The following is a 22,627-nucleotide window of genomic DNA, read 5'->3' as shown; positions in this document are numbered from 1 at the left end:
GTGGACGGACACCTCCACAGTGGAGATCGAAGATCACCTCACCGGACCACCCCGGTCAGGTCACGGAGCACCTCCGAGGTGGTGACCGGGTCCAGGTCGGTGAAGGGGAGCAGCCCCTGCGGTCGCCACCGGCCGGTCGGCCCGTCGTTGAGCCACACCCCTTCGATGCGCTGGTCGGGGACGTCCGCCACCGACGGTGCCACGATCCCGGGGTTGAGGTTGACCACCACCGCTCGGCCGTCGGGGAGTTCGTACTCCAGCCACTGCTGCACCCCGGCGTCCTCGGCCTCCCCGCGTCGCCAGCCCCGCCGTTGCAGGCCGAGGAGCCGGGCGGTCTCGGCGGTGGCATCCGTGAACCGCCGCAGGGTCGGCCCGGCCCGCTCGGCGGCCGAGAGGGTGTACACCTCCCGGTCCACCTGGGGGAACGGCTGGACGACGGCGTGGTCGGCGAGGACCTGCGCCCACTCCGACGCGGTCGCCCCCAGGTGCAGCGGGTGCGCGACGCCGACCGACGCCTCGTCGGGCAGGTCGCACGCCGCGCCGTGGACTGTGGCGAAGGTGCCGGCCTCGGTCACCCGGAACGCGGTCACCGGCTCACCGTCCCCGTCGACCGACGTCCACACCAGGCGACGGACCAGCCGCCCGACCAGCGGGTGGTCCAGCAGGTACCGCCGGAAGTCGACCACCGGCAGGCGTCGTCGCCGGACCATCGCCGTCTCGAACCGGTCCAGCTGGGTGGCGGCGAGGGTCCGGACGTCCTTCTTCAACCCCGTGAACCGGCGGTACGCCTGCGGTGCCCGGACGGCGTCGTCACGCGGACCGGGCCGCGGCAGGTCCCTGCGTCGGCCGCCCTGCTCGTCGAGGACGTACGGCGTGAGCTGCTCGTCGAAGCCGACGGTGAACCGGCGCGGACCGTAGTCGAGCACCACCGTCGCGTCGGCGTCCAGTCCCAGGTCGGGCACGAACCGGTCGGCCAGTTGGTCGGGGGTGAGGCCGAGCCGTCGGGCCACCGCGGCGACCCTGTCCGCCGCGTGGGCCCGCAGCCCCCGGTAGGGGGCGGTCTGCGCGATGCGGTGCAGGTGCACCAGGGCGACGTCCGAGCCGAGCCCGGCGAGGACGTCCAGCCCGGTGACGGCCCGGGCGTGCCCGCCCTCCCCCGGCCAGGCCCGGATCACCGGGGCGAGCCGCCGGGCGGTCTCGTCGTCGCCGACCAGGGCGAGCCCGGTCAGGATCCACCCCTGGCGGGGTGGGGACCCGTCGGCCCGCCACCGTTGCAGCAGCGCCCACCCGAACTCGGCCAGCGACGTCGGGTCGCAGGCGGCCCGGACCTGGGCGAGGCCCGAATACTCCTCGTCGGGTCGGGAGACGGCGAGCATGGTGCACAGGTGCCGGACGGACTCGGCGGGCAGCACCGCGCGGCGTCCGCGTACCAGAACCGGTGGGAGCACCGCCGGGTCGACCCACTCCGGGAGGTTCGGCGGCTTCACCGGCAGGACGTCGAGCGGGTCGGAGTCGAGAAGTGTCCGCGCCGCGTGGAGAGCCGGCGCACCGTACCGGGCGGCCTCGGTCAGGACCACCTCCCGACGGGCGGTGGCGACCGCCAGCAGGGCCGCCTCGGCGCTGCGACGGGCCCGGCCGGGGCGTCCGAGCGCGGCCGGGAGCAGGGCCCGGGCCGCCACCACCGGGTGCCGGTCCAGCCAGGCCCGGGCGACCTGCCGGACCGACGGGAGTCGACTGAACCAGTCGGCCATCTGGTCGGCGACGCCCGCGTCGGCGACCGGAAGCAGCGCGGGGGCCAGCGACGGGTCGGCGCGGGCCAGGCGGCGGACCGCCGCGACGGCCGCCGGGCCGTGCCGGACCAGCAGGATACGCAGCCAGTCCACGGGCGGGTCGGGGCAGATCCACGAGCGCAGCGCCCCCGGATCCTCGGGCCGCCAGGTGTGCAGGAGCGGGGCGGCCAGGTCGGCGGGGGCGCGTAGGAGGAAGGCGAGCTGACGGTCGGCGGGCAGGTTCCCGGTGGCGAACAGGGTCGCCACGTAGGGGAGGTTACGGTCCGTCGGTGCACCGAAGTGCCCGCACGGCCGCAGGGCCGACCACTGCTCCCACTCGTCGGGCAGCCACACCAGGTCGGTCTCCTCGGCCCGGGTCAGCCCGGTGACCACCGGGGGTGTGCGCGGCCGTCGGCCGGCGCTCCACGGTGGGGCGACGAGCACCGCCGGGAGGAGGTCGGGGGTGGCCTCCGGTGGGGTGGCGGCCCGGTCGGCCAGGACCTGCTCCACCTGGGTACGGGCCGGGGCGGGGAGGGCGGGCAGGGCCACCGCGACCGCCGCCGGGCACGTCGACACCAGCCCGCCCAGCAGGGTACGCGCGGCCGGGGCGACCGCGCCGCCGGTGGTCGCCGCCGCGGCGAGCACCCGGACGCCCCGGACCGGGAACCGGGACAGCGCCGTGGCCACCGCCGCGTGGACGTGGGTCTGGTCGAGTCGGTCCACCAGCCCCCGCAGGGCCGCGTCGGTGGGCAGGACGGCGACCACGTCGATGGTCCGGCGTCGCACGTCCGGGCGGGGGTGGTCCTCGCCGATCCGGTCGACGAGGAACTCGGCGACGGCCGGGCCGACGCCGACCACTGCGGTGTGCACCAGCCGGATGTCGTGGGTGATCCCCCATCCGGGCAGGTGGGCGGCGGCGACCCGGGCGTGGTCGGGGGTGCTCGCCGCACACCACAGCAGGCGGGCGTGACGGGGATCGGGGGCGGCGGGCAGTGCGGCGCACTCCGCGTCGACCCAGTCGAGCCGGGTGGGCAGCAGGAAGCACGTGGTGGTCCGCAGTCGGGGGCCACCGCCCTCGCGCAGGGCGTCGAGCGCGGCCACCGCCTCGGCGTACGACACGTCGTCGAGGTGCGCCAGGTGTTCGCGGACCCGTTCGAGCACTACCAGCCGGCTGTCCCACGCGGCGTGCCCCTCGTCCTGGTCACCGGGGCGCCAGGACAGCCGGTAGGTGTCGGGGCCGTTGCCCTCGACCCGCAGCTCGGACAGGTAGGTGACGGCGGCGGCGACCAGGGCGGCACCGTACCGGGTGGACCAGTCGTCGACGACCGCCCGGACACCTTCCGGGCCGCGTCCCGACTCCACGTGCAGCACCGCCGTCAGGACGGCGGCGGCACCGAGGTCGGACGGCTCCCCGCCCAGCTGCCCACGCGCCTCGGCGACCAGGGTCGGGTCGCTGTCCGGGTGGTCCAGGACCTGCTGGAGTCGACGCCGACACCGGCTCGGGACACCATCGTCGGCGACGGTCCCGGCGGTGGATGCCGGTGGCGGCCCCAGCGGGCGGTCCCGGCGCGGCAGGGCGCTGCGCTGCCAGGCCGCCGGGACGGTGAAGGCCTCCTCGTCGGGCAGGTCGTCGACGACCACGCCGTGGGCGACAGGTCGGACCCGCCCGGGTCCCGCCGCGCCGCCGTCCACCCGGACACCCAATCCGTCCTCCTCCGTGGCCCGTGCCGGCAGGGACCATAACCGGCTCCTGTGACAAACCCGGGCCGGGTGCGGCGCACCTCGGGCGAGTGGGCCCTCGTTGTCTCCGACGGGGCCGACCGGCCGTGTCGACTCCCGACAGCGGCGTTCACCTCACCGAATGGACCACGGCACCGAACATGAGCAGGTCACAGGCTGCGCCCCGGGCGGCTCTGCGGGGCGACATCGAGGGGTTGCGCGCCCTGGCGGTCGGGCTGGTCCTGGTCGGCCACGCCGCGACCCCGTACCTGCCCGGTGGGTTCGTCGGGGTGGACGTCTTCTTCGTCGTCTCCGGGTTCCTGATCACCGGTCTACTCGTCGAGGAGTTCGACGGGACCGGCCGGATCTCCCTGCCCGGCTTCTACGCCCGGCGGGCCAAGCGGCTGCTTCCCGCAGCCGGGCTGGTGCTGCTGGCGGCGCTGCTGCTGACGTACCTGTTCCTGCCGACGGTGCGGTTCGCCGACACCGCCTGGGACGTGGTCGCCGGGGCGCTCTACGTGCTGAACTGGCGGCTGGCCGACCAGTCCGTCGACTACCTCGCCGCCGACCAGGCCACCAGCATCGTGCAGCACTACTGGTCGCTGAGCGTGGAGGAACAGTTCTACCTGGTCTGGCCGCTGGTGGTGCTGGCCCTGCTCGGTCTCGCCGGGCGGCACCGAGAGCGGGTCCTCGTCGGCGGGTTGACCCTGATCGCCGTCGCCTCGTTCGCCTGGTCGGTCCGGTCGACCCGGACCGCACCGGAGGCGGCGTACTTCGTGACCACCACCAGGATCTGGGAACTCGCCCTGGGGGCGACGGTGGCGGTGGTCGCCGTCCGGCTGGGCCGGACCCCACGGCCGGTGGCCGCCGTCCTCGCCTGGGCCGGTCTCGCCGCCGTCCTCGCCTCCGCGGTGTCGTTCGACGGGCAGTGGGCCTTTCCCGGGTACGTCGCCCTGCTGCCCACCGTCGGGACCGCCGCCGTGCTCGGGTTCGCGGTGGCGGCCGGACGCGCCGGACCGGCCGGGCTGCTCGGGGTGGCACCGATGCGGGCCGTCGGGGCGCTGTCCTACTCGCTCTACCTGTGGCACTGGCCGCTGCTGGTGGTCGCCGAGCACCGGTTCGGGCCGCTCGGGTCCGGTGCCGGACTGGCGGTGGTGGCGGCGTCGGTGGTCCCGGCGGTGCTCACCCACAGGTACGTGGAGAACCCGATCCGCCACTCGCCGGCCCTGCTGTGGGACCCGGGACAGGCGCTGCGGATCGGCAGCGTGTGGACCGCCACGGCGGCCCTCGCGGGTCTGCTGTTCCACCTGACCGTGTGGCCGCCGCCACCGCCGCCGAGCCCCGTGCCGGTGGCCTCCGGCGACCGGGTCGACACCACCGGGACCGCGCCCGGGGCCGCCGTCCTGCGACGCGAGCCCCGGGGTGACCCGGCCGGGGCGCAGGTGGACCGGGTCGAGACGATCACCCCGGACCCGAGGGTCGCGACGAGGGACGTCCCGGTGGCGACGAGCACCGGCTGTCAGCTCGACCTCGCCGCCGACCGGCCCCGGCGCTGCGTCTACGGCGACCCGGAGGGTTCGCTGACCGTCGTCCTCGCCGGGGACTCGCACGCCACCCAGTGGCTGCCCGCCCTGCACGAGGTGGCGGTGGCGCGCCGGTGGCGGGTGGTGACGCACACGAAGGTCTCCTGCCCGTTCCTGGCCGTGGAGGTGGCTCGCAAGGGGCAGCCGTACACCAGCTGCACCGAGTGGAACCGACGGGTCCGCGCCGAACTCCGGGAGGACCCGCCCGACCTGCTGCTGGTGGGCAGCCTCCGGTATCCCACGGTGCGCGACGGACGGGTACTGACCGACCGACCGGACGAGCGGATGGCCACGGCGCTGCGGGACACCTGGCGGCAGACGACCCGGCTCGGGATTCCCGTGGTGGTGCTGCGGGACTCCCCGTACCACCGGGCGGACCCGGTGGACTGCGTCTCGGCGAACCCGGACCGGCTCACCCGGTGCGCCCCGCCCCGGGCCGAGGTCCTCGCCGCCGGTGGCGGGGTGGCCCAGGAACGGGCCGCCGCAGGTCAGCCCGGGGTGCACCTGATCGACCTCAACGACGCGATCTGCCCGACCGACAGGTGCGCGCCGATCATCGGCGGGGTGCTGGTCTACCGGGACACCAACCACCTCACCGCCAGTTACTCGCGGACCCTGGCACCCCGCCTGGACACCGCCCTGGCCGCGGTCCGTGCCCGGATCGACTGACTGTGCCCCGGCGGGGTCAGCTCGTCGGGGCGGGCAGGATCTGCCGGAGCGCGGGCGGGGCGGTCCGGGGCTTCCACTCCCTCGGGTAGCCCAGGGAGACCTCCTCGAACCGGACCCCGTCGTGGACGGTGGTCCGTGGGATGTGCAGGTGGCCGTAGACCATCGCGGCGACGTCGAAGCGCAGGTGCCAGTCGGCGGTGGCGTCGGTGCCGCACCACTGGGCGAAGATCGGGTACCACAGGACCCGGGTCGGCTCCCGGACCAGCGGGTAGTGGTTGACCAGGATGGTGGGCAGGTCCGGGTCGCGGGCGGCCAGTCGCCGCTCGGTCAGCGCCACCCGGGCCGCACACCACTGCGCCCGGGTCGGGTACGGGTCGGGGTGCAGCAGGTACTCGTCGGTGCAGACGATCCCGGTCCGGTGCGCCTCGGCCAGGGCCGCCTCCGGGGTGTCCAACCCCTCCGGGCGCCAGCTGTAGTCGTAGAGCAGGAACAGGGGGGCGATCTGGACGGGACCGCCGGGACCGGTCCAGACCGGGTAGGGATCCTCGGGGGTGAGGACCCCCAGACTCCGGCACCTGTCGACGAGGTGTTCGTAGCGCTCCACCCCGCGCAGGGTGACCGGGTCGGCCGGCGGGGTCCACAACTCGTGGTTGCCGGGCACCCAGACGACCTTGGCGAAGCGTTCGGCCAGCAGGCCCAGCGCCCACTCGATGTCGGCCACGGTGTCGGCGACGTCCCCGGCGACCAGCAGCCAGTCGTGCGGGGTCTGCGGGCGCAGCGTCTCGACGAAGGAACGGTTCTCCTGGTAGCCGATGTGCAGATCACTGATGGCCAGCAACCGGCCCGTTCCGTCCCCCGCCATGGCCACGATCCTAGGCACCACCGGCCGTCCGCCGCGAGCCCGCAGCGCCCCCGGCGCTCTCGTCGGTGACCGGTGTAGCCGAAGCGGCTGCCGGCGTACCCGGTAGGATCGCTGCTGGGCCGTGACTGGCGCGTGAAGATGGACAACCATCGGGGAGCGGTCCCGTCACGAGGACGTCTGCCGAGCGCCTGGGCCTTCCCGTACGTTCTCCAGGAGGTCGCATGTCGTCGTCCAGCGCCGAGTCCACCGCGTTCCGCAGTGCGCTTGAGGTGATCCGCGCCGTCGAGCCCCGGGTGGCCGACGCGATCGGGGCGGAGCTGACCGACCAGCGGGAGTCGCTCAAGCTGATCGCCAGCGAGAACTACGCCTCCCCGGCCACCCTGCTGGCGATGGGCAACTGGTTCAGCGACAAGTACGCCGAGGGCACCGTGGGCCGCCGGTTCTACGCCGGCTGCCAGAACGTCGACACCGTCGAGGCCCTCGCCGCCGAGCACGCCCGGGAGCTGTTCGGGGCGGCACACGCCTACGTCCAGCCGCACTCGGGGATCGACGCCAACCTGGTGGCCTTCTGGGCGGTCCTGGCCGACCGGGTGGAGGCCCCGGCATTGCGCAAGGCGCAGGCCAGGCACGTCAACGACCTGACCGAGCAGGACTGGTACACGCTGCGTCGGGAGCTGGGGAACCAGCGGATGCTGGGCATGTCGCTGGACGCGGGCGGCCACCTGACCCACGGGTTCCGGCCGAACATCTCCGGGAAGATGTTCGACCAGCGCAGCTACGGCACCGACCCGGCCACCGGGCTGATCGACTACGACCGGGTGGCCGAGGCCGCACGGGAGTTCAAGCCGCTGATCCTGGTCGGCGGGTACTCCGCGTACCCCCGGAAGGTCAACTTCCGGATCCTGCGGGAGATCGCCGACTCGGTCGGGGCGACCTTCATGGTCGACATGGCCCACTTCGCCGGGCTCGTCGCCGGGAAGGTCTTCACCGGCGACTTCGACCCGGTGCCGCACGCCCACATCGTCACCACCACCACCCACAAGTCGCTGCGCGGCCCGCGCGGCGGCATGGTGCTCTGCGGCCCGGAGCTGGCCGACCAGGTCGACCGGGGGTGCCCGATGGTGCTCGGCGGTCCGCTTCCGCACGTGATGGCGGCCAAGGCGGTCGCCCTGGCCGAGGCACGGCAGCCGTCCTTCACCGACTACGCGCAGCGCATCGTGGCCAACGCCCAGGCGCTCGCCGAGGGGCTGCTGCGCCGGGGGGCGAAGCTGGTCACCGGCGGCACCGAGAACCACCTGGTCCTCATCGACGTCACCGGGTACGGCCTCACCGGTCGGCAGGCAGAGCAGGCGTTGCTCGACTCGGGGATCGTCACCAACCGCAACGCGGTGCCGCAGGACCCCAACGGGGCGTGGTACACCTCCGGGATCCGGATCGGCACCCCGGCGCTGACCACCCGGGGCCTCGGCACGGCGGAGATGGACGCCACCGCCGAGCTGATCCACACCGTGCTCAGCCAGACCTCCCCCGGGGTGGGTGCCGACGGCGCCGCCTCGAAGGCGAAGTACGTCCTCGACCCGACCCTGGCCGACAAGGTCAGCCGCCAGGCCGGTGACCTGCTCACCGGGTTCCCGCTCTACCCCACCGTCGACCTGACCTGACCTGACCCGCCGCCCCGCTCACCGGGGCCGGAACCGAACGATGATCAAGGGGTTTGCGTCGCGATCCGACAGGTCGCCGACGCAAACCCCTTGATCGTGTACGGGGGGTGGGAGGGAGGGGTCAGTTCAGCGGACGCTTGAGGTGGTAGCGGTGGACCTCGGTGCTGCCCTGGACGTTGTTGACGTCCTCGGCGGCGACGACCAGTTCCCAGCCCTGTCGGCCGTACCGGTTGAGGTGGGCCACGGCGGTGTCGCCGTAGGCGGTGACGTCGGACCGTGACCCGTCCGGGCCGTACCAGATGAACGAGACGCTGAAACTGCGGCCCTGTCCCTGGTACCGGCGGACCAGCAGGGCGTATTCCCAGGTAACCATCGCTCCATTATCGCCGTCCACAGCGGACCGCGAAACCACCGGGGTCACCGCGTGCCGCTCAGCCACCGCGCGCTGTCACCACCTCGACCGGCGTCGGGGTCTGGGCGTGCACCCGGAACCGCATGGACCGGGCGTCGGTGAAGCACTCCCGCATCGGCCGGACCAGGTCACGGTGCTCCGGGCTGCGTTCCCAGGCCTCGAAGTCGGCGAGCGTGCGCCACTCGCTGGTGATCAGCCACTGCTCCGGGTCGGTGGCCGACCGGCAGACCTGGTCCACGAGGTGACCGGGTACGCCGTCGGCGACGAGGTGTCGCACCGCGTCGTACGCCCGCAGGAAGTCCCCGGTCCGGTCCTGCGGGACGCGGACCAGGAAGACCACTCGGGCCCGTTGGTCGGTCATGGTTCCCCCTGTCGTGGTGCCGGTGCCCCCCGCAACACCAGCGCGCTGTTGAATCCGTCGAAGCCCCGGGCCCCGACGACCGCCACCCGGCTGCGCGGACGACGGGGCTCGCGGAGGAAGTCCAGGTCGCAGCCGTCGGCGGGGTCCCGGGGACCGGCCGAGGGCGGCAGGGTGTCGTGGGCGAAGGCGAGCAGCGCGGTGGCCACGTCCAACGCCGACCCGCCCTGGTGGGCCCGGCCGGTCAACGGCTTCTGGGTGCTCACCGGTGGGCGTCGGTCGCCGAACACGGCGCGCAGCGCGTCGGCCTCGGCCCGGTCGTGGCCGGGCACCCCCAGGGCGTCGGGCAGGACCACGTCCACCTCGTCGGGTCGGACCTCGGCCCGCACCAGCGCCTGCCGCAGTGCGTGCGCGTACCAGGTCGACTCGACGGGGGTGTCGGGGTCGGTGGGACGGGCGTCGTGGGTGGCCGCCCAGCCGGTGATCTCACCGTAGATCCGCGCGCCCCGGGCCACGGCGTGGTCCCGGTCCTCCACCACGAAGACAGCGCCACCCTCGGCCGGGACGTAGCCGCCGGCAGCGGCGTCGAAGGGCCGGTACGCCCCGACCGGGTCGGTGTCCGTGCTGAGCAGTCCGGACGCCAGTTGACAGGCCAGCGCGTACGGGCTCAGCGGACACTCGGTCGCCCCGGCGATCACCACCGGGGTGCCCCGGCGGACGGTCCGGACCGCGTGCGCCAGGCTGTCCAGTCCACCGGCGGCCTCGGCGACCAGCACCCCGCAGGGCCCCTTGAACTGGTGGTGGATGGAGATCTGCCCGACGCTGGCGGCGTAGAACCAGGCGATCGACTGGTACGCCCCGACGGTGCGGGACGACCCGCCCCAGAGGCGTTGGAGTTCCCGCTGCCCGAACAGGTTGCCCCCGGACGAGCTGGCCAGGGTGATCGCGTAGTCGTACGGGTCGGCGTCGTCGTCGCGGTCGGGCAGTCCGGCGTCGGCCAGGGCCAGTCGGGTCGCGGCGAACCCGAGATGGGTCCACCTGTCGGTCTGCACCAGACGCCGGTTGTCGGCGTGGTCACCGGCGGTAAAGCCGGCCACCTCACCGGCGATCCTCGTCGGGTACCCGGCGGCGTCGAAGAGGGTGACCGGCCCGGTCCGGTATCTGCCGTCGCGGACCGTACGCCAGTGTTCGTCGGCGCCGATGCCGCTCGGCGCGACCACACCGATGCCGGTGACCACCGCCCGGGCGGTCACCGGTCACGCCCCGTCCCGGGCGACGGAACCGCGGTGTCCCCGGCGTCCGGGAGTGACCCGACCCGGGCCGACCCGGGCCACCGACGGAAGATCATCGCGGACTGGAATCCGCCGAACCCGCTGCCCACCGAGAGCGCCACGTCCACCGGGACCTCCCTCGCCTCGTTCGGTACGTAGTCCAGGTCGCACTCCGGGTCCCGGGTGGCCCAGTTCGCCGTCGGGGGGACCACGCCGTACTCGATGGCCAGGGCGCACGCGGCCATCTCGATCGAGCCGATCGCGCCGAGCGAGTGCCCGACCATCGACTTGATCGAGCTGATCGGGGTCCGGTAGGCCGCCGGACCGAGGGCCAGCTTGAACGCCGCCGTCTCGTGCCTGTCGTTCTGTCGGGTGCCGGAGCCGTGGGCGCTGATGTAGGAGACCTGGTCGGGGTCGAGCCGTGCCTGGTCCATCGCGTCGGTGATGGCCAGCCCCATCTCCACACCGTCCGGACGCAGGCCGGTCATGTGGTAGCCGTTGCTGCGGTTGGCGTACCCGGCGACCTCGCAGTAGACGTGGGCGCCCCGTCGGCGGGCGTGTTCGGCCTCCTCCAGGACCAGCACGGCCGCCCCCTCGGCGAGGACGAACCCGTGCCGGTCGGCGTCGAAGGGGCGGGAGGCGTGCGCCGGGTCGTCGTTGTCCGGGCTGGTCGCCTTGATCGCGTCGAACGAGGCGACCGTCACCGGGGAGATCGGCGAGTCCGCCGCCCCGGCCAGGACGATCTCCGCCTCGCCGTCGAGGATCAGCTGGTGGGCGTAGCCGATGGCGTCGATCCCCGAGGTGCAGCCGGTGGAGACCACCTGGGCCGGGCCGTGCAGGCCGTGTCGGCAGGCCACGTCGGCGGCGAGACTGCTGGGCACCAGCGCCTGATAGAGGTACCTGCCGCCGAGGCGGTGGTCGACCAGCCAGTGCCGGCCGGAGTCGCTGACGGTGACGTACTCCTGTTCCAGGGCCATGGTGCCGCCGACGGCGGTGCCGAGCACCACGCCGGTGACCGCCCGGTGCGCGTCGGTCAGGTCCAGGCCGCTGTCGGCGAGCGCCTCGGTCGAGCAGGCCAGCGCGAACTGCACGTACCTGTCGGCGCGGGCCCGCTCGGCCAGGGTGATCCCGGCGGCGTCCGGGTCGAAGTCGCACTCGGCGGCGATCTGGGACCGGAACGGCGACGGGTCGAAGAAGCTGATCCGCCGGGTGGCGGTCCGCCCCTCGGTGATCGTCTTCCAGAACCGGTCCCGGGTCGACCCGCCGGGGGCGACCACCCCGACCCCGGTGACCACGGTACGGCGGGGCCGGTCGGCGGTCACGCCGGACTCCGCTGCGGGACGACCTCGGTGTCGACGTGCCCCAACTCGGGTCGCGGGGCCAACGGCCCCAGGTGGAAGACCACCTCGGCGGGCTCCCCGCCGGTGTTGCGCAGCCGGTGCCGGACGTCGATCGCGACGAACAGGCCCTGCCCGGCCGCCACCGGGACCGGTTCGTCGTCGAGGTCCACGGTGATCTCCCCCCGGGTCACGTAGAGGAACTCCTCGCTGTACGGGTGGTAGTGCTCGGCGATGCGCTCCCCCGGTTGCAGGGTGGCCACCCCCATGAAGCCCGAGGTGCTGCCCACCGTCTTCGGGCCGAGCAGGACCCGCAGCTCGCCGCCGCGCCGGGTGTCCGCCGGGAGGCCGTCGAGGGTCACGAGGCGGTTGGTGGACTCACTCATCGTCGGCTCCCGTGGTGGCGGCCCGCTCCCGGGCGACCTGCTCGATCCGGTTCTTGATCACCGACAGCTGGACGAGGCTGTTGGCGTTGATCCGCGCGGTCATCCCGGCGTTGTCCAGCGGGGCCTGGGGGTGCATCGCGAAGTCCTGGGTCCAGGTCATCCGGGTGCCCTCGGGCTCGGCGGCGTACCGCCAGTGGATCTTCATGTACTCGAACGGCCCGGTCTCCACCCGGTGGGCGTGGACCTCCCGGTTGGCCCAGTCGGTGGTGCGTTCGCTGACCCAGCTCCACACCGTCCCGTTCTCGTCGGGGTGCATGGTGAGTCGGAACCGGACGGTCCGGCCGTCGCGTTCGAGGATCTGCACCGAGGCGTACTCGGTGAACAGGTCCGGCCAGTTCGCCACGTCGTTGGTGATCTCCCAGACCAGGGCGAGGGGGGCGGCGACGACGATGCCGTTCTCGGTGTGCCCCGGCGGGTCCGGCGGCGGGTCGCCCCCCGCCTCGGTCGCCTCGGCGACCAGGTCGGCCACGGCCGGGATGGTCAACACCCCGGCCTGTTCGGGTATCTGCACCCGGTAGCGGTCGGCGACCACCGCGGAGAGTTCCAGCAGCGCCAGGGAGTCCATGCCCAGCTCCTCCAGGGAGGCGTCCGGCGCACGGGCGGCGTCGGCGGCGTCCAGGCCGCAGTGCGCCACCAGGATGTCGGTGATCTCCGCGGTGAGCGGTCGGCCACGCGTGACGGTCATCAGGTCTCCTTCGATCCGAGTACGAACAGCGGGGCGCCTCAGGCGACGGCGGCCGCGACGGCCGCCGGGGCACCGGCGGGCGGACAGAGCAGCCGGTCGACCAGGCCGGTGGTGTGCCGGGCGGCGCGGAACGTGGCGTCGTCGAGCACCCGGGCGACGAACGGGATGGTGGTACGCACACCGGGACCGGCGATGTCGAACTCGCCCAACGCCCGCGCCAGCCGGTTGAGCGCCAGGTCCCGGTCCGGCGCCCAGACGACCACCTTGGCCAGGAGGGAGTCGTAGTGCGGGCCGATCAGGTAACCGGGGTGGCCGTGGGTGTCCACCCGGGTGAACGGCCCGCCCGGCGGATGGAACCGCTCCAGTCGCCCGGGGGTGGGGGCGAAGTCCCGGTCCGGGTCCTCCACGTTGACCCGGCACTCCACCGACACCCCGGTCAGTCGGACGTCGGCCTGGCGCAGGCGCAGCGGTTCACCGGCGGCGACGTGGAGCTGCTCGTGCACCAGGTCGATCCCCGTGACCATCTCGGTGACCGGGTGCTCCACCTGGATCCGGGAGTTGATCTCCAGGAAGTGGAAGTCCTCCGCCTCGTCGACCAGGAACTCCACGGTCCCCGCCCCGGTGAACCCGACGTCGAGGACGCCGCGCAGCGCCGCCGCCGCCATCGCCGCCCGGGTCCGCTCGGACAGCCCCGGGGCGGGGGCCTCCTCGACCAGCTTCTGGTGTCGCCGCTGCACCGAGCAGTCCCGGGTGCCCAGGTGCACCCCGTTGCCGTGGGAGTCGCAGAGGACCTGCACCTCGACGTGGCGCGCCTCGCTCAGGTAGCGCTCCACGTACACCCGGTCGTCGCCGAAGGCGGCCTGCGCGGCGGCGCGGGTGCGGACGTACGCCCGGGGCAGATCGGCCGCCGAGGCGACCACCGTCATCCCCCGGCCCCCGCCACCCGCCGCCGCCTTGACCATCACCGGGTAGCCGATCCCGGCGGCCACCTCGACCGCCTCCTCGACGGTGGCGACGGTCTGGACACTGCCCGGGGGCAGGGGCAGACCCGCCCGGCGCATCAACGCCCGGGCCGTCGCCTTGTCGGACAGGGCCGCCATCACCTGCGGCGGCGGGCCGACGAAGGTCAGACCGTTCTGGGCGCAGATCTCGGCGAAGTCGGCGTCCTCGGAGAGGAACCCGTACCCGGGGTGCACGGCCTGGGCGCCCGTCGACCGGGCCGCCTCCACTATCGCCGCCGGGTTGAGGTAGCTGCGTCGGCTGGCCGCCGGGCCGATCCGGACCGCCTCGTCGGCGAGGCGGACCGCCGTCGAGTCGGCGTCGGCGCTGGAGTAGACCACCACCGTCGCGATGCCCAGTTCCCGGCAGGCCCGCAGCACCCGGAGCGCGATCTCGCCCCGGTTGGCGATCAGCACCTTGTCGAACATCGACATCCCTCCGCCCGGCCTCAGGCCGGTTCCACGACGACGAGCGGCTGGTCGTACTCGACGGGCCCACCGTCGGCCACGGGCAGCTCGACGACCCGTCCGGCCTGCTCGGTGACCACCTCGTTCATCAACTTCATCGCCTCCACGACGCCCACCACCTGACCGGCCCGCAGCAGGTCGCCGACGGCGACGTACGGGGCGGCGCCCGGTTGCGGGCAGCGGTAGAAGGTGCCGACGATCGGCGACCGGACGGTGAACCGGGTCGCCGGTGACGTCGCCGCCGCCGGGGCCGGTGCCTCCGCCACCGACCCGGACGCGGCGTCGGGTGCGGCGCGGGGCGCCGGAGCCGGAGCCGGGGCCGGAGCCGGAGCCGTCGGGTCGTGCCACTCCACCTCGAGGACGGTGTCCCCGCTGCGCAGTCGGACCCGGCGCACCGGACCGGCCAGTTCGGACACCAGGTGTCGGGCCTGCCGACTCAGCTCGGACAGGACCCCGTCGGCGGTGACCTCGCTCATCGGACCCCCACCCCCGTGAGCCGGGCCGCCCCGTAGCGGCGGAACCGCTCCCGTCGGCGGCGGACCAGGGTGGCCGGCGGTACGTCCAGCAGCGGGGTCAGGTTCGCGGCGACCGCACGACGGAGCAGCTCCGCGGCGACGGCCGGGGCGGACTGGGCACCCCCCGGCGGTTCCGGCACCACCTCGTCGACGATGCCGAGCCGACACAGGTCCGGGGCGGTCAGCCGCAACGCCCGCGCGGCCTGCGCCGCCGCCGACCGGTCCGGCCAGAGGATCGCGGCGCACCCCTCCGGGCTGATCACCGAGTAGACCGCGTTGCGCAGCATCAACACCCGGTCCGCGACGGCCAGCGCCAGCGCCCCTCCGCTGCCGCCCTCCCCGGTCACCACCGCGACGACGGGGGTGGGCAGGCAGCTCATCATCAGGATGTTCTCCGCGATCGCGGCGGCCTGGCCGTGCTCCTCGGCTCGTACCCCCGGATCCGCGCCGGGAGTGTCGACCAGGGTGACCACCGGGAGGCCGAGCCGGGCGGCGAGTCGCATCAGCCGCAGGGCCTTGCGGTGACCGGCCGGGCTGGCCATGCCGAAGTTGCGGGCCACCAGCTCGGCTGTGGTGTGTCCCTTCTGGTGACCGACCACCACCACGTGCCGGCCGTCGACGCGGGCGAGACCGCCGACCACCGCCGGGCAGTCCGCGCCGAGCCGGTCTCCGTGCAGCTCGACGAAGCCGTCGAAGGCGGCGTCCAGGTAGTCCAGCGTGGTGGGGCGGGCGAGGTGCCGGGCGGCCCGGACGGTGGTCCACGGATCCTCGTCGGGGCCCGGGGTGGCGATGCCGTCGGACTCCGGGACGACGGAGGTGGTCCCGGTCGACGGCGCCTGGGGGCGGGGTGCGGTGGCGGCCGGTGGCGGCAGGGTCGGCGGTCGACCGGCCGCCGCGGCGGCGAGCACCGAGGCCAGCCGACCGCGCAGCGCCCGCCGGGGCACCACCATGTCGACCTGACCGTGCCGGAGCAGGAAGTCGGCGGTCTGGAACCCCTCGGGCAAAGCCCGCCCGGTGACCTGACGGATCACCCGGGGACCGGCGAACCCCATCCGGGCACCGGCCTCAGCGAGGACCAGGTCGGTGTTGGTGGCGAAGGAGGCGGCCACCCCACCGTAGGTGGGGTCGGTGAGGACGCTGACGGTGAGCACCCCCGCCTCGCGTAGGGCGGCCACCGCCTGGCTGACGGTGGCCATCTGCATCAACGACAGGGCGCCCTCCTGCATCCGGGCCCCGCCGGAGGCGGTCACCAGCACCAGCGGGATCCGCTCGTCGAGCGCCCGCTCGGCGCTGCGGGTGATCAGCTCGCCGACCGCACACCCGAGGCTGCCGCCGAGGAACCGGAAGTCCATCACGGCCAGGGCGACCCGGTGTCCGGCGATGGTGGCGGTGCCGCAGACCACCGCCTCGGTGAGACCGGTGCCGGTCCGGGCGGCGGCGAGCCGGTGCGGGTAGGGCAGGACGTCGACGAAGCCGATCGGGTCGACGTCGGCCGGCCGGTCGGCCAGGGCGACGAACGAGGCCGGGTCGACGAGTTGCCGGAGCCGGTCCGGCGCACCGAGCCGGGCGTGCGCCCCGCACTCGGGACAGACGTCGAGGTTGCGCAGGAGGCGCTTGCGGTAGAGCAGACTGGCGCAGCCCGCGCACCGGGACCAGAGCTGCTCCTCGGCGGGCGCGGTGGCGGTCACGGCCGCTCCCAGTGGTAGAACCGCTGGGCCATCGCGTCGCGGGGACCCTGCCAGGTCGGCAGGTACGGCGAGATGAACGGTCGCAGTCGGGCGCTGACCCGGGTGAACTCCGGGTGGTCCCGGACCGCCTCCACGGCACCCTCGCCCGCCGACTCGGTCTCCAGCAGGTGGACGTAGATGTCGTGCAGCCGGTAGAGGGACCGGTGCCGGACCCCGGCCAGGCGGGGCAGTTCGGTCGCGTCGGACTCGGCGAAGATCTCCGCCACCTGTTCCTCGGCGTCCGGAACCACCTTCGCGATGATCAGCGTACGGTCCATGAGCTGGCACCCCCACGGCACATCGGTGGGTGGCCCGGCGGGCCACGTCGGATCGGTGCCGCCACGATGCGCCGTACGCCGTCACCCCGCCGTCACCGTTGGCCCACCAGCCACAATCGGCGGTGACGTTCCGTTGACGCAAGCTATGAACAGTCCCTGCCCCAGCTGTGCGGCCACCGGACGGGCTGACACTTTTTCGCTGATCAGAGTGGGTGCGTCAGGTGAACTCGAAGGTCACAAAGCAGACCGAGTCGTTGACTCAGCGTAACCACGATTGTTAGTGTCGGCACGTCCAACCCGGCGGCCACGGGTCGCCCGTCGCCAACGGCGCAACCTCGACAGCGGTGTCACCCGTCGACCGCCGGTGACACGTCGGGACTGCGGTTCCACTGCAGGGGGGTGCCGTCCGTGACCTCTGAACCACGCCCGCCCGCCCGGGTCGAGCGCGCCCCGGTGGCGCTGCACCTGCTCGGCGGGTTCCGACTGCTGCGGCGGGGGGCACCGGTGGTCGTCCCCCGGGGCCTGCAACGCGTCATCGCCCTGATCGGACTCCGGCCGGACGCCACCCGCAGCAACCTGGCCGGTCTGCTGTGGCCGGAGGCCGCCGAGGAACGGGCGCTCTCCTCACTGCGGACCGCCCTGTGGCGGCTGCGTCAGGACCCCTGCTGCCCGTTGATCACCGTGGGCGACACCGTACGCCTCGATCCGAGCGTCCGGGTCGACGTCGACGACCTGGTGCAGACCGCCGCCCGGATCCGCGACGGCGACGACACCCGCCTCGCCGAGGGTGCCCTGGCCGCCGGCCGCCACGACCTGCTCCCCGGCTGGTACGACGACTGGGTCCTGCTGGAACGCGAGCGGCTGCGCCAGCTGCGACTGCACATGCTGGAGCAGGTGGCCGCGTACCACCTCGCCGCCGGTCGGCACGGGCAGGCCCTCGACGCCGCCCTGGAGGCGATGTCGGCCGAGCCGTTGCGGGAGACGCCGCACCGCCTGGTGGTCCGCATCCACCTGGCCGAGGGCAACGCGTACGAGGCGGTGCACGCCTTCTACGTCTACCGCGACCTGCTGCTGCGGGAACTGCGCCTGGAGCCCTCCGCCGCGATGTCCGCCCTGCTCGACGACACCCTGGCACCGATCCGACGGGCCAGCCCGGCGGGCACCGGCCGACCCCGCACCGACCCGGCGGGCCAGGGCGTCCCCCGCCCCCGGTGAGCGCGACGTCCTCCGCAGACCCCGGACCGACGCCCGACGTCACCACGGTCGCGCCCGGAGTGACGACCCGGTGACTGGCAGTGCGGGAGGGTGAGGGCACAGCTGTCCCAGGTGCCGCCGGTCCGCCCGACGACACCACCGACGGAAGGGATCCCATGAGTCGTCTACTGGTGGTCAGCAGGATCATCCCGGGTTCGGAGGGTCGGGTGGCCCAGATCTTCAGCGAGTCCGACGCGACGGAACTGCCCGCCATGACCGGACTCCGACACCGGTCGCTCTACTGCCTGCACGACCTGTACGTGCACCTGATGGAGACCTCCGACGTCGACCCGGACGCCTTGGCGGCGGCCCGCAACCACCCGCTGTTCCGTGAGGTCAACAAGCGGCTCTCGGCGCACACCTCGCCGTACCTGCCGACCTGGCGGTCCCCGCGTGACGCGATCGCCGGGTGCTTCTACACCTGGGACGCGGACTCGGTGACCACTACCGGTGCCGCCGGCTGACGGCCGAGGAGGGGAACCGCCGTGTCACCCCAGCGACTGCGGGTTCTGGTCATCGGTGCCGGCACCGGTGGCATGTGCCTGGCGCACGGGCTGCGCCGCGCCGGCATCGACGTGGCCGTCTACGAACGGCACCGCGACCGCAGCGACGGCCTGCTCAGCTACCGCATCGGGATCGGTCCGACCGGGAACAAGGCGCTGCGCCGATGCCTGCCACCGGAGCTGTTCGACGTCTTCCTCGCCACCTGCGCCCGCTCCCCCCGGTACTTCACCGTGATCAGTGAGCGGCTGCGCGAGACCGCCTCGTTCGAGTTGCGGCCGGACACCGACCCGGTGGAGACCGAACGGTCGGTGGCCCGGATGACCCTGCACCAGGTCCTGCTCACCGGGATGGAGGACGTCGTCCACTTCGGGCGGACCTTCACCCACTACGAGCAGCGCGACGACGGGACCGTCACCGCGCACTTCGCCGACGGCACCACCGCCGTCGGTGACCTGCTGGTCGCCGCCGACGGAACCCACTCGGCGGTACGTCGTCAACACCTGCCGCACGCCGTGACCCGCGCCGCCGGCACCGTCAACATCGCGGTGAAGATCCCGCTGACCGACCACGTCCGGTCACTGCTACCCGAACGGGTCCGGCAGGGCATCTCCCTGATCTTCGGCAGCGGCGGGATCATGGGGGTGCTGCACGTGATGGAGTTCAAGTGGGACCGCGACGGTCGACTGAGACCGGACCTCGACCCGACCGACGCCGCCCTGCTGGCCCGGTGGCCGGGGTTGCGCCACGACGCCACCCGCGACTACGTCAACATCGTCATCTGGAGCGCCGACCGCCACTTCCCCGCCGACGTGATGCGCCTGCGCGGCCCCGCCCTGATCGACCTGGCCCTGCGACTGACCCGGGGCTGGCATCCGGACCTGCGGGACCTGCTCGCCGGCAGCGACCCGCACAGTGCGATGCCGATCCGGGTGGCCACCTCGGAGCCGATCCCACAGTGGAAGGCCAGCACCGTCACCCTCCTCGGCGACGCCATCCACACGATGACCCCCGGAAGGGGGGTGGGGGCGAACACCGCACTACGGGACGCCGCACTGCTCGTCGAGGAGTTGCGGCAGGTCGCGGCGGGTGACAAGACGCTGCTGGCGGGGGTGGCCGACTACGAGGCGGCGATGCTGCCGTACGGCTACGCCCGGGTCGCCGACTCGTTGTCCCGCAACGGCACCAACGGCGACGATCCGTTGTACCGCCCCGTGGTGGGTCGACTGGCACTGCTCGGTGCCCGGGGCTACTTCGGTGTCACCAGTCGGATCCCCCGGTTACGCCGCAGGTTCGTCGACGACTTCTACACCTACCGGGGCGAGAACGACTGACCCTCGCCACCGTGAGCCGCGCTGTTGCCCGCCCTGCCGGTGTGCGAAGCTGCCCCGAGCTTTCTTCGCGACCCTTCGACCTAGGTGAGGGCGATTTCTCCGTGTCGTTCACTTTCTTGCATCTCCTTCTGTTGATCTTGGCTCTGGCGGCGGGGTTCGCCGGAGGATGGATACTCCGTTCCCGCCGGGTACCGAACCCGAGCGGGGCGTCCCCGGTGGCCGGTGCCCCGGGTGACCTCGGCACCGCCGGTACCCCGACGGCCGTGGCACCCACCGCCGTGGTCGCCGCCGACCCCGCACCGGCCACCGTCGACGACGAACCCCCGGCGGCCGTCGTCGACCGGGTACCGACCCACGCCACCGACGTCACCGGCACCGGGCCGGACACCGCCGCCGACTCCCCCGCGACCACCACCGGGTCGGTCACCGTCGACGACGCACCGGCGACCACCACCACCGGAACCGTCGTCGGCGACGACGAGGTCGCCGCGCGGACGTCGACCGAGCCCACCGTCGCCGGTTCGACCTCGGACGACCCGGTCCTCGTCACGGCGGCCACCACCGGCCTGGTCACCGACACCCCGAAGACCACCGACACCGACCCGACCCCGGTCGACCCGACGCCGGTCGCCGTCGACACCGACCCGACCCCGGTCGCGCCCCTCGTCGACACGACCGCCTCGTCGAACACCGCCGAGGAGACCGTCGAGCCCTCGACGACCGACCGGCCCGAGGTCGTACCGGCCGCCGCCGAGACCGCGCCGGTGACCGCCGACGCCGACCGTCCCACCGAGACCGCCGAACCGCAGGGGCCGTCGACCGACGAGTCCGTCGAGACCCGACCGGAGACGCCGCAGCCGGTCACGGCCGCCTCGTCGGCCACCGACGAGGAGGTCGCACCTGCCGCCGACGCCCCGGTGACCACCGGGAACGTGGACGAGGCGACGACCGACGCCCCGACTCCGGTCCCCCACCCCCGCTCCGCCCCGGCGGAGGAGACCGTGACCGAGCCGGACGCACCGGCTCCGGCCGACACGGCGACCGACGGCGCCCCGACCGCCGGGACCACCGACGCGGTGACCGCCGGCGCGGCTCCGGCCGGTGCGGTGACCGGTGACGTGGCGGCGGCCGGTGGGGGTGCGGCGCAGACCGATTCGGTCGACGACTTCCGGCGGATCCAGGGTGTCGGGCCGAAGCTGGCCGCCACGTTGCAGGCCGCCGGCATCCGGACCTACCGGCAGCTCGCCGACCTGGACGAAGCCGCCCTGCGGGAGGTCATCCGCACCGCCGGGGTCCGTTCCGCCCCGGGGCTGGCCACCTGGCCGCAGCAGGCCGCAGTGCTGGCCGGGGCACCCGAGGTGGAGCGGGTCCTTCCGGTGGCCGACGGAAGCGCCTGACGCTCGCCTCCGGTGGCTGATCCGTCCCGGCCACCGGTGGCGACCCGGACACCGTTAGCGGTCGGCCGCGACTGGGTACATCCCGCCCCACCTGACAACAATCAGCCAACCGGGAGGCAGCCATGCGTCGTGGCCCGTCGCTTTTGGGAATCATCCTCGTGATCTGGCTCGTCATCGGCGCTGTCGCCGCCGGGCAACGGGGCTACTTCAGCGGCAACGACGAGACCAACTGCGCCGAGGTGGGCACCATACTGGTGACCATCGCGGCGGGGCCGCTCAACTACGTCGGTGCCAACCCGCAGGTCGACTGCGAACTGCCCGAGCCGTCTCGGTGATCCGCACCGTCGGCCCGTACCCCGGTGTGTCGGGGTGTGGGCCGACGGTCGTCGGCCCCCCGCGGGGCCGGTGAGGCCGGGCGATCCCCCCGATCGACCCGACCCCACCGGCCCCTGGAACGGTCGCCCCGATCCCCCCGGGTCACCGTTCCACCTCCCCCGTACGCCCGCCCCCCGGCGGACGTCTCGTCGCCCCCGTGCTCCACCACCCCCCACCGGCAGAGCACGGGAACCCCCCGTACCGGCTACTGCAGCAGCGCCCCGAGGGGCGAGAGCAGGAGCCGGCCGAACGCGGCGGCGGTCTCGTCCAACCGCTTCAGCTCGATCTCCCGAGCGTGCTCGTCGTGCCGACACCGCCAGATCTTCTGGGCGTTGCGCCAGGCCACGTCGCGGGTGTACTCCACCAGTTCACCCTGGTACCAGTCGTCGAAGTCCCCGTTGAGCATGTCGATGATCAGCTGCCACCGGTCCAGGTAGCCGCGCCGCAGCGACGGGATCTTCTGGGCGAAGATCGCATTGATCTCCAGGTAGTCACGGTGCTGCTCGCTGGCGTCGACCGGCTCGGACTCCAGGTGGTCGAAGGTGGTGACCAGGGCGAACGGCAGGTCGAAGTTGATGTGGGCGTTGACCCCGGCCGCCGCCGACGGCAGCGGACGCGCGTCCGGACCCGACATCCGCTCGAACAGGCACCGCCAGGCCGCCGGGGTGTTCGGGCTCGACTCCGTCCACAGCCGCAGGGCGTCGAAGTAGCGGGTGGCGAACTCGACGTCGAGGCGGGACAGGAAGACCGGGTCGGCGAACCGTCCGTCGTAGAGGCCGTCCAGGACGCACTCGGTGATCACCAGGTACAGCCGGTTGAAGTCGGCCAGCGGGTTGCTGTCGGCCAGCGGAGGCAGCCGTACCAGCATGTCCTGCAACTTGGTCAGGTGGTCGACCACCGCCGGGACGTCCGCCGGATGGTCGGCCAGCAGGTCGACGACGTCCCCGTGGACGGGACCCCACACCGGTACGCTCATAGCTCCTCCACTGGTCCCCGCGGCACCCCCGC

The 22,627-nt window shown here is 73.5% G+C and carries 19 protein-coding genes, 1 pseudogene and 1 riboswitch; of the genes and pseudogenes, 7 read left to right on the top strand and 13 right to left on the bottom strand.

All coding sequences use genetic code 11. The features are described 5' to 3' along the window. Nucleotides 1-38: 38 nt before the first annotated feature. Nucleotides 39-3,473, bottom strand: coding sequence for a DUF4132 domain-containing protein (locus WHN02_RS18250; protein WP_434739937.1), 3,435 nt, complete (start codon nt 3,471-3,473; stop codon nt 39-41). Between the two features lie 176 nt (nt 3,474-3,649). Here WHN02_RS18250 and WHN02_RS18245 point away from each other — a divergent pair, with 176 nt between their 5' ends. Beyond that, nucleotides 3,650-5,740: an acyltransferase family protein gene (locus tag WHN02_RS18245; RefSeq protein WP_434739936.1), complete on the top strand. Its 2,091-nt coding sequence runs from the start codon at nt 3,650-3,652 to the stop codon at nt 5,738-5,740. Nucleotides 5,741-5,756: 16 nt separating this feature from the next. On the opposite strand, the gene WHN02_RS18240 is transcribed toward WHN02_RS18245, so the two are convergent. After that, nucleotides 5,757-6,602, bottom strand: coding sequence for a metallophosphoesterase family protein (locus WHN02_RS18240; protein WP_434739935.1), 846 nt, complete (start codon nt 6,600-6,602; stop codon nt 5,757-5,759). 111 nt (nt 6,603-6,713) lie between these two features. Next, nucleotides 6,714-6,803, top strand: a riboswitch (ZMP/ZTP riboswitch). 20 nt (nt 6,804-6,823) lie between these two features. On the opposite strand from WHN02_RS18240, the gene WHN02_RS18235 reads away from it, so the two are divergent. Next, nucleotides 6,824-8,263 carry a glycine hydroxymethyltransferase gene (locus tag WHN02_RS18235; protein ID WP_434739934.1) on the top strand — a complete coding sequence of 480 codons (1,440 nt, stop codon included), beginning with the start codon at nt 6,824-6,826 and terminating at the stop codon, nt 8,261-8,263. A 121-nt stretch (nt 8,264-8,384) separates the two neighbouring features. On the opposite strand, the gene WHN02_RS18230 is transcribed toward WHN02_RS18235, so the two are convergent. The 10 genes from WHN02_RS18230 to WHN02_RS18185 are packed head-to-tail and all read right to left on the bottom strand — an operon-like array spanning nt 8,385 to nt 16,758. After that, on the bottom strand, nt 8,385-8,636 hold the full coding sequence (locus WHN02_RS18230; protein ID WP_350897981.1) for a hypothetical protein: 252 nt from the start codon (nt 8,634-8,636) through the stop codon (nt 8,385-8,387). A gap of 58 nt (nt 8,637-8,694) precedes the next feature. Further along, on the bottom strand, nt 8,695-9,036 hold the full coding sequence (locus WHN02_RS18225) for an antibiotic biosynthesis monooxygenase family protein (RefSeq protein WP_434739933.1): 342 nt from the start codon (nt 9,034-9,036) through the stop codon (nt 8,695-8,697). Next, a complete protein-coding gene (locus tag WHN02_RS18220; RefSeq protein WP_434739932.1) occupies nt 9,033-10,286 on the bottom strand; it encodes a beta-ketoacyl synthase N-terminal-like domain-containing protein in 1,254 nt (417 codons plus the stop codon). The genes WHN02_RS18225 and WHN02_RS18220 overlap by 4 nt, the downstream gene beginning before the upstream one ends. Next, nucleotides 10,283-11,626, bottom strand: coding sequence for a beta-ketoacyl-[acyl-carrier-protein] synthase family protein (locus WHN02_RS18215; RefSeq protein ID WP_434739931.1), 1,344 nt, complete (start codon nt 11,624-11,626; stop codon nt 10,283-10,285). Before WHN02_RS18215 ends, WHN02_RS18220 begins: the two co-directional genes overlap by 4 nt. After that, nucleotides 11,623-12,027: a cupin domain-containing protein gene (locus WHN02_RS18210; RefSeq protein ID WP_434739930.1), complete on the bottom strand. Its 405-nt coding sequence runs from the start codon at nt 12,025-12,027 to the stop codon at nt 11,623-11,625. Before WHN02_RS18210 ends, WHN02_RS18215 begins: the two co-directional genes overlap by 4 nt. Beyond that, nucleotides 12,020-12,772, bottom strand: a complete 753-nt coding sequence (locus WHN02_RS18205; RefSeq protein WP_434739929.1) for an SRPBCC family protein — start codon at nt 12,770-12,772, stop codon at nt 12,020-12,022. The genes WHN02_RS18210 and WHN02_RS18205 overlap by 8 nt, the downstream gene beginning before the upstream one ends. 38 nt (nt 12,773-12,810) lie before the next feature. After that, complete coding sequence (locus WHN02_RS18200) at nt 12,811-14,199, bottom strand: acetyl-CoA carboxylase biotin carboxylase subunit (RefSeq protein WP_434739928.1); 1,389 nt, start codon at nt 14,197-14,199, stop codon at nt 12,811-12,813. Between the two features lie 20 nt (nt 14,200-14,219). Beyond that, complete coding sequence (gene accB / locus WHN02_RS18195) at nt 14,220-14,714, bottom strand: acetyl-CoA carboxylase biotin carboxyl carrier protein (protein ID WP_434739927.1); 495 nt, start codon at nt 14,712-14,714, stop codon at nt 14,220-14,222. Next, nucleotides 14,711-16,441, bottom strand: a complete 1,731-nt coding sequence (locus tag WHN02_RS18190; RefSeq protein WP_434739926.1) for an acetyl-CoA carboxylase carboxyltransferase subunit alpha — start codon at nt 16,439-16,441, stop codon at nt 14,711-14,713. Before WHN02_RS18190 ends, accB begins: the two co-directional genes overlap by 4 nt. Further along, on the bottom strand, nt 16,438-16,758 hold the full coding sequence (locus tag WHN02_RS18185) for a TcmI family type II polyketide cyclase (RefSeq protein ID WP_434739925.1): 321 nt from the start codon (nt 16,756-16,758) through the stop codon (nt 16,438-16,440). Before WHN02_RS18185 ends, WHN02_RS18190 begins: the two co-directional genes overlap by 4 nt. Nucleotides 16,759-17,166: 408 nt before the next feature. On the opposite strand from WHN02_RS18185, the gene WHN02_RS18180 reads away from it, so the two are divergent. From WHN02_RS18180 to WHN02_RS18160, 5 genes and pseudogenes are all read left to right on the top strand, one after another. Further along, on the top strand, nt 17,167-17,973 hold the full coding sequence (locus tag WHN02_RS18180; protein ID WP_434739924.1) for an AfsR/SARP family transcriptional regulator: 807 nt from the start codon (nt 17,167-17,169) through the stop codon (nt 17,971-17,973). Nucleotides 17,974-18,128: 155 nt separating this feature from the next. After that, nucleotides 18,129-18,476 carry a TcmI family type II polyketide cyclase gene (locus WHN02_RS18175; RefSeq protein WP_350896936.1) on the top strand — a complete coding sequence of 116 codons (348 nt, stop codon included), beginning with the start codon at nt 18,129-18,131 and terminating at the stop codon, nt 18,474-18,476. Between the two features lie 72 nt (nt 18,477-18,548). Then, on the top strand, nt 18,549-19,847 hold the full coding sequence (locus WHN02_RS18170) for an FAD-dependent oxidoreductase (RefSeq protein WP_434743996.1): 1,299 nt from the start codon (nt 18,549-18,551) through the stop codon (nt 19,845-19,847). Nucleotides 19,848-21,004: 1,157 nt separating this feature from the next. Further along, nucleotides 21,005-21,244: pseudogene (locus WHN02_RS18165) on the top strand (helix-hairpin-helix domain-containing protein); the annotation flags it as partial. Nucleotides 21,245-21,366: 122 nt separating this feature from the next. Then, entirely contained in the window at nt 21,367-21,579 is a 213-nt protein-coding gene (locus WHN02_RS18160) for a hypothetical protein (RefSeq protein WP_350896933.1), read from the top strand. Between the two features lie 245 nt (nt 21,580-21,824). On the opposite strand, the gene WHN02_RS18155 is transcribed toward WHN02_RS18160, so the two are convergent. Continuing rightward, nucleotides 21,825-22,595, bottom strand: a complete 771-nt coding sequence (locus tag WHN02_RS18155) for a DUF5995 family protein (protein ID WP_434739923.1) — start codon at nt 22,593-22,595, stop codon at nt 21,825-21,827. Between the last annotated feature and the right edge of the window lie 32 nt (nt 22,596-22,627).

Source organism: Micromonospora sp. SH-82, assembly GCF_051132485.1.
Taxonomy (GTDB): domain Bacteria; phylum Actinomycetota; class Actinomycetes; order Mycobacteriales; family Micromonosporaceae; genus Micromonospora.
Note: the sequence above shows the minus strand (reverse complement) of the source record. Positions and strands in the feature narration are given on the sequence as shown.

Coding starts and splice junctions, on each gene's coding strand:
- WHN02_RS18245 (WP_434739936.1), top strand. CDS start 3,650: ATGAGCAGGTCACAGGCTGCGCCCCGGGCGGCTCTGCGGGGCGACATC.
- WHN02_RS18240 (WP_434739935.1), bottom strand. CDS start 6,602: ATGGCGGGGGACGGAACGGGCCGGTTGCTGGCCATCAGTGATCTGCAC.
- WHN02_RS18235 (WP_434739934.1), top strand. CDS start 6,824: ATGTCGTCGTCCAGCGCCGAGTCCACCGCGTTCCGCAGTGCGCTTGAG.
- WHN02_RS18230 (WP_350897981.1), bottom strand. CDS start 8,636: ATGGTTACCTGGGAATACGCCCTGCTGGTCCGCCGGTACCAGGGACAG.
- WHN02_RS18225 (WP_434739933.1), bottom strand. CDS start 9,036: ATGACCGACCAACGGGCCCGAGTGGTCTTCCTGGTCCGCGTCCCGCAG.
- WHN02_RS18210 (WP_434739930.1), bottom strand. CDS start 12,027: ATGAGTGAGTCCACCAACCGCCTCGTGACCCTCGACGGCCTCCCGGCG.
- WHN02_RS18205 (WP_434739929.1), bottom strand. CDS start 12,772: ATGACCGTCACGCGTGGCCGACCGCTCACCGCGGAGATCACCGACATC.
- WHN02_RS18200 (WP_434739928.1), bottom strand. CDS start 14,199: ATGTTCGACAAGGTGCTGATCGCCAACCGGGGCGAGATCGCGCTCCGG.
- accB (WP_434739927.1), bottom strand. CDS start 14,714: ATGAGCGAGGTCACCGCCGACGGGGTCCTGTCCGAGCTGAGTCGGCAG.
- WHN02_RS18185 (WP_434739925.1), bottom strand. CDS start 16,758: ATGGACCGTACGCTGATCATCGCGAAGGTGGTTCCGGACGCCGAGGAA.
- WHN02_RS18175 (WP_350896936.1), top strand. CDS start 18,129: ATGAGTCGTCTACTGGTGGTCAGCAGGATCATCCCGGGTTCGGAGGGT.
- WHN02_RS18170 (WP_434743996.1), top strand. CDS start 18,549: ATGTGCCTGGCGCACGGGCTGCGCCGCGCCGGCATCGACGTGGCCGTC.
- WHN02_RS18160 (WP_350896933.1), top strand. CDS start 21,367: ATGCGTCGTGGCCCGTCGCTTTTGGGAATCATCCTCGTGATCTGGCTC.
- WHN02_RS18155 (WP_434739923.1), bottom strand. CDS start 22,595: ATGAGCGTACCGGTGTGGGGTCCCGTCCACGGGGACGTCGTCGACCTG.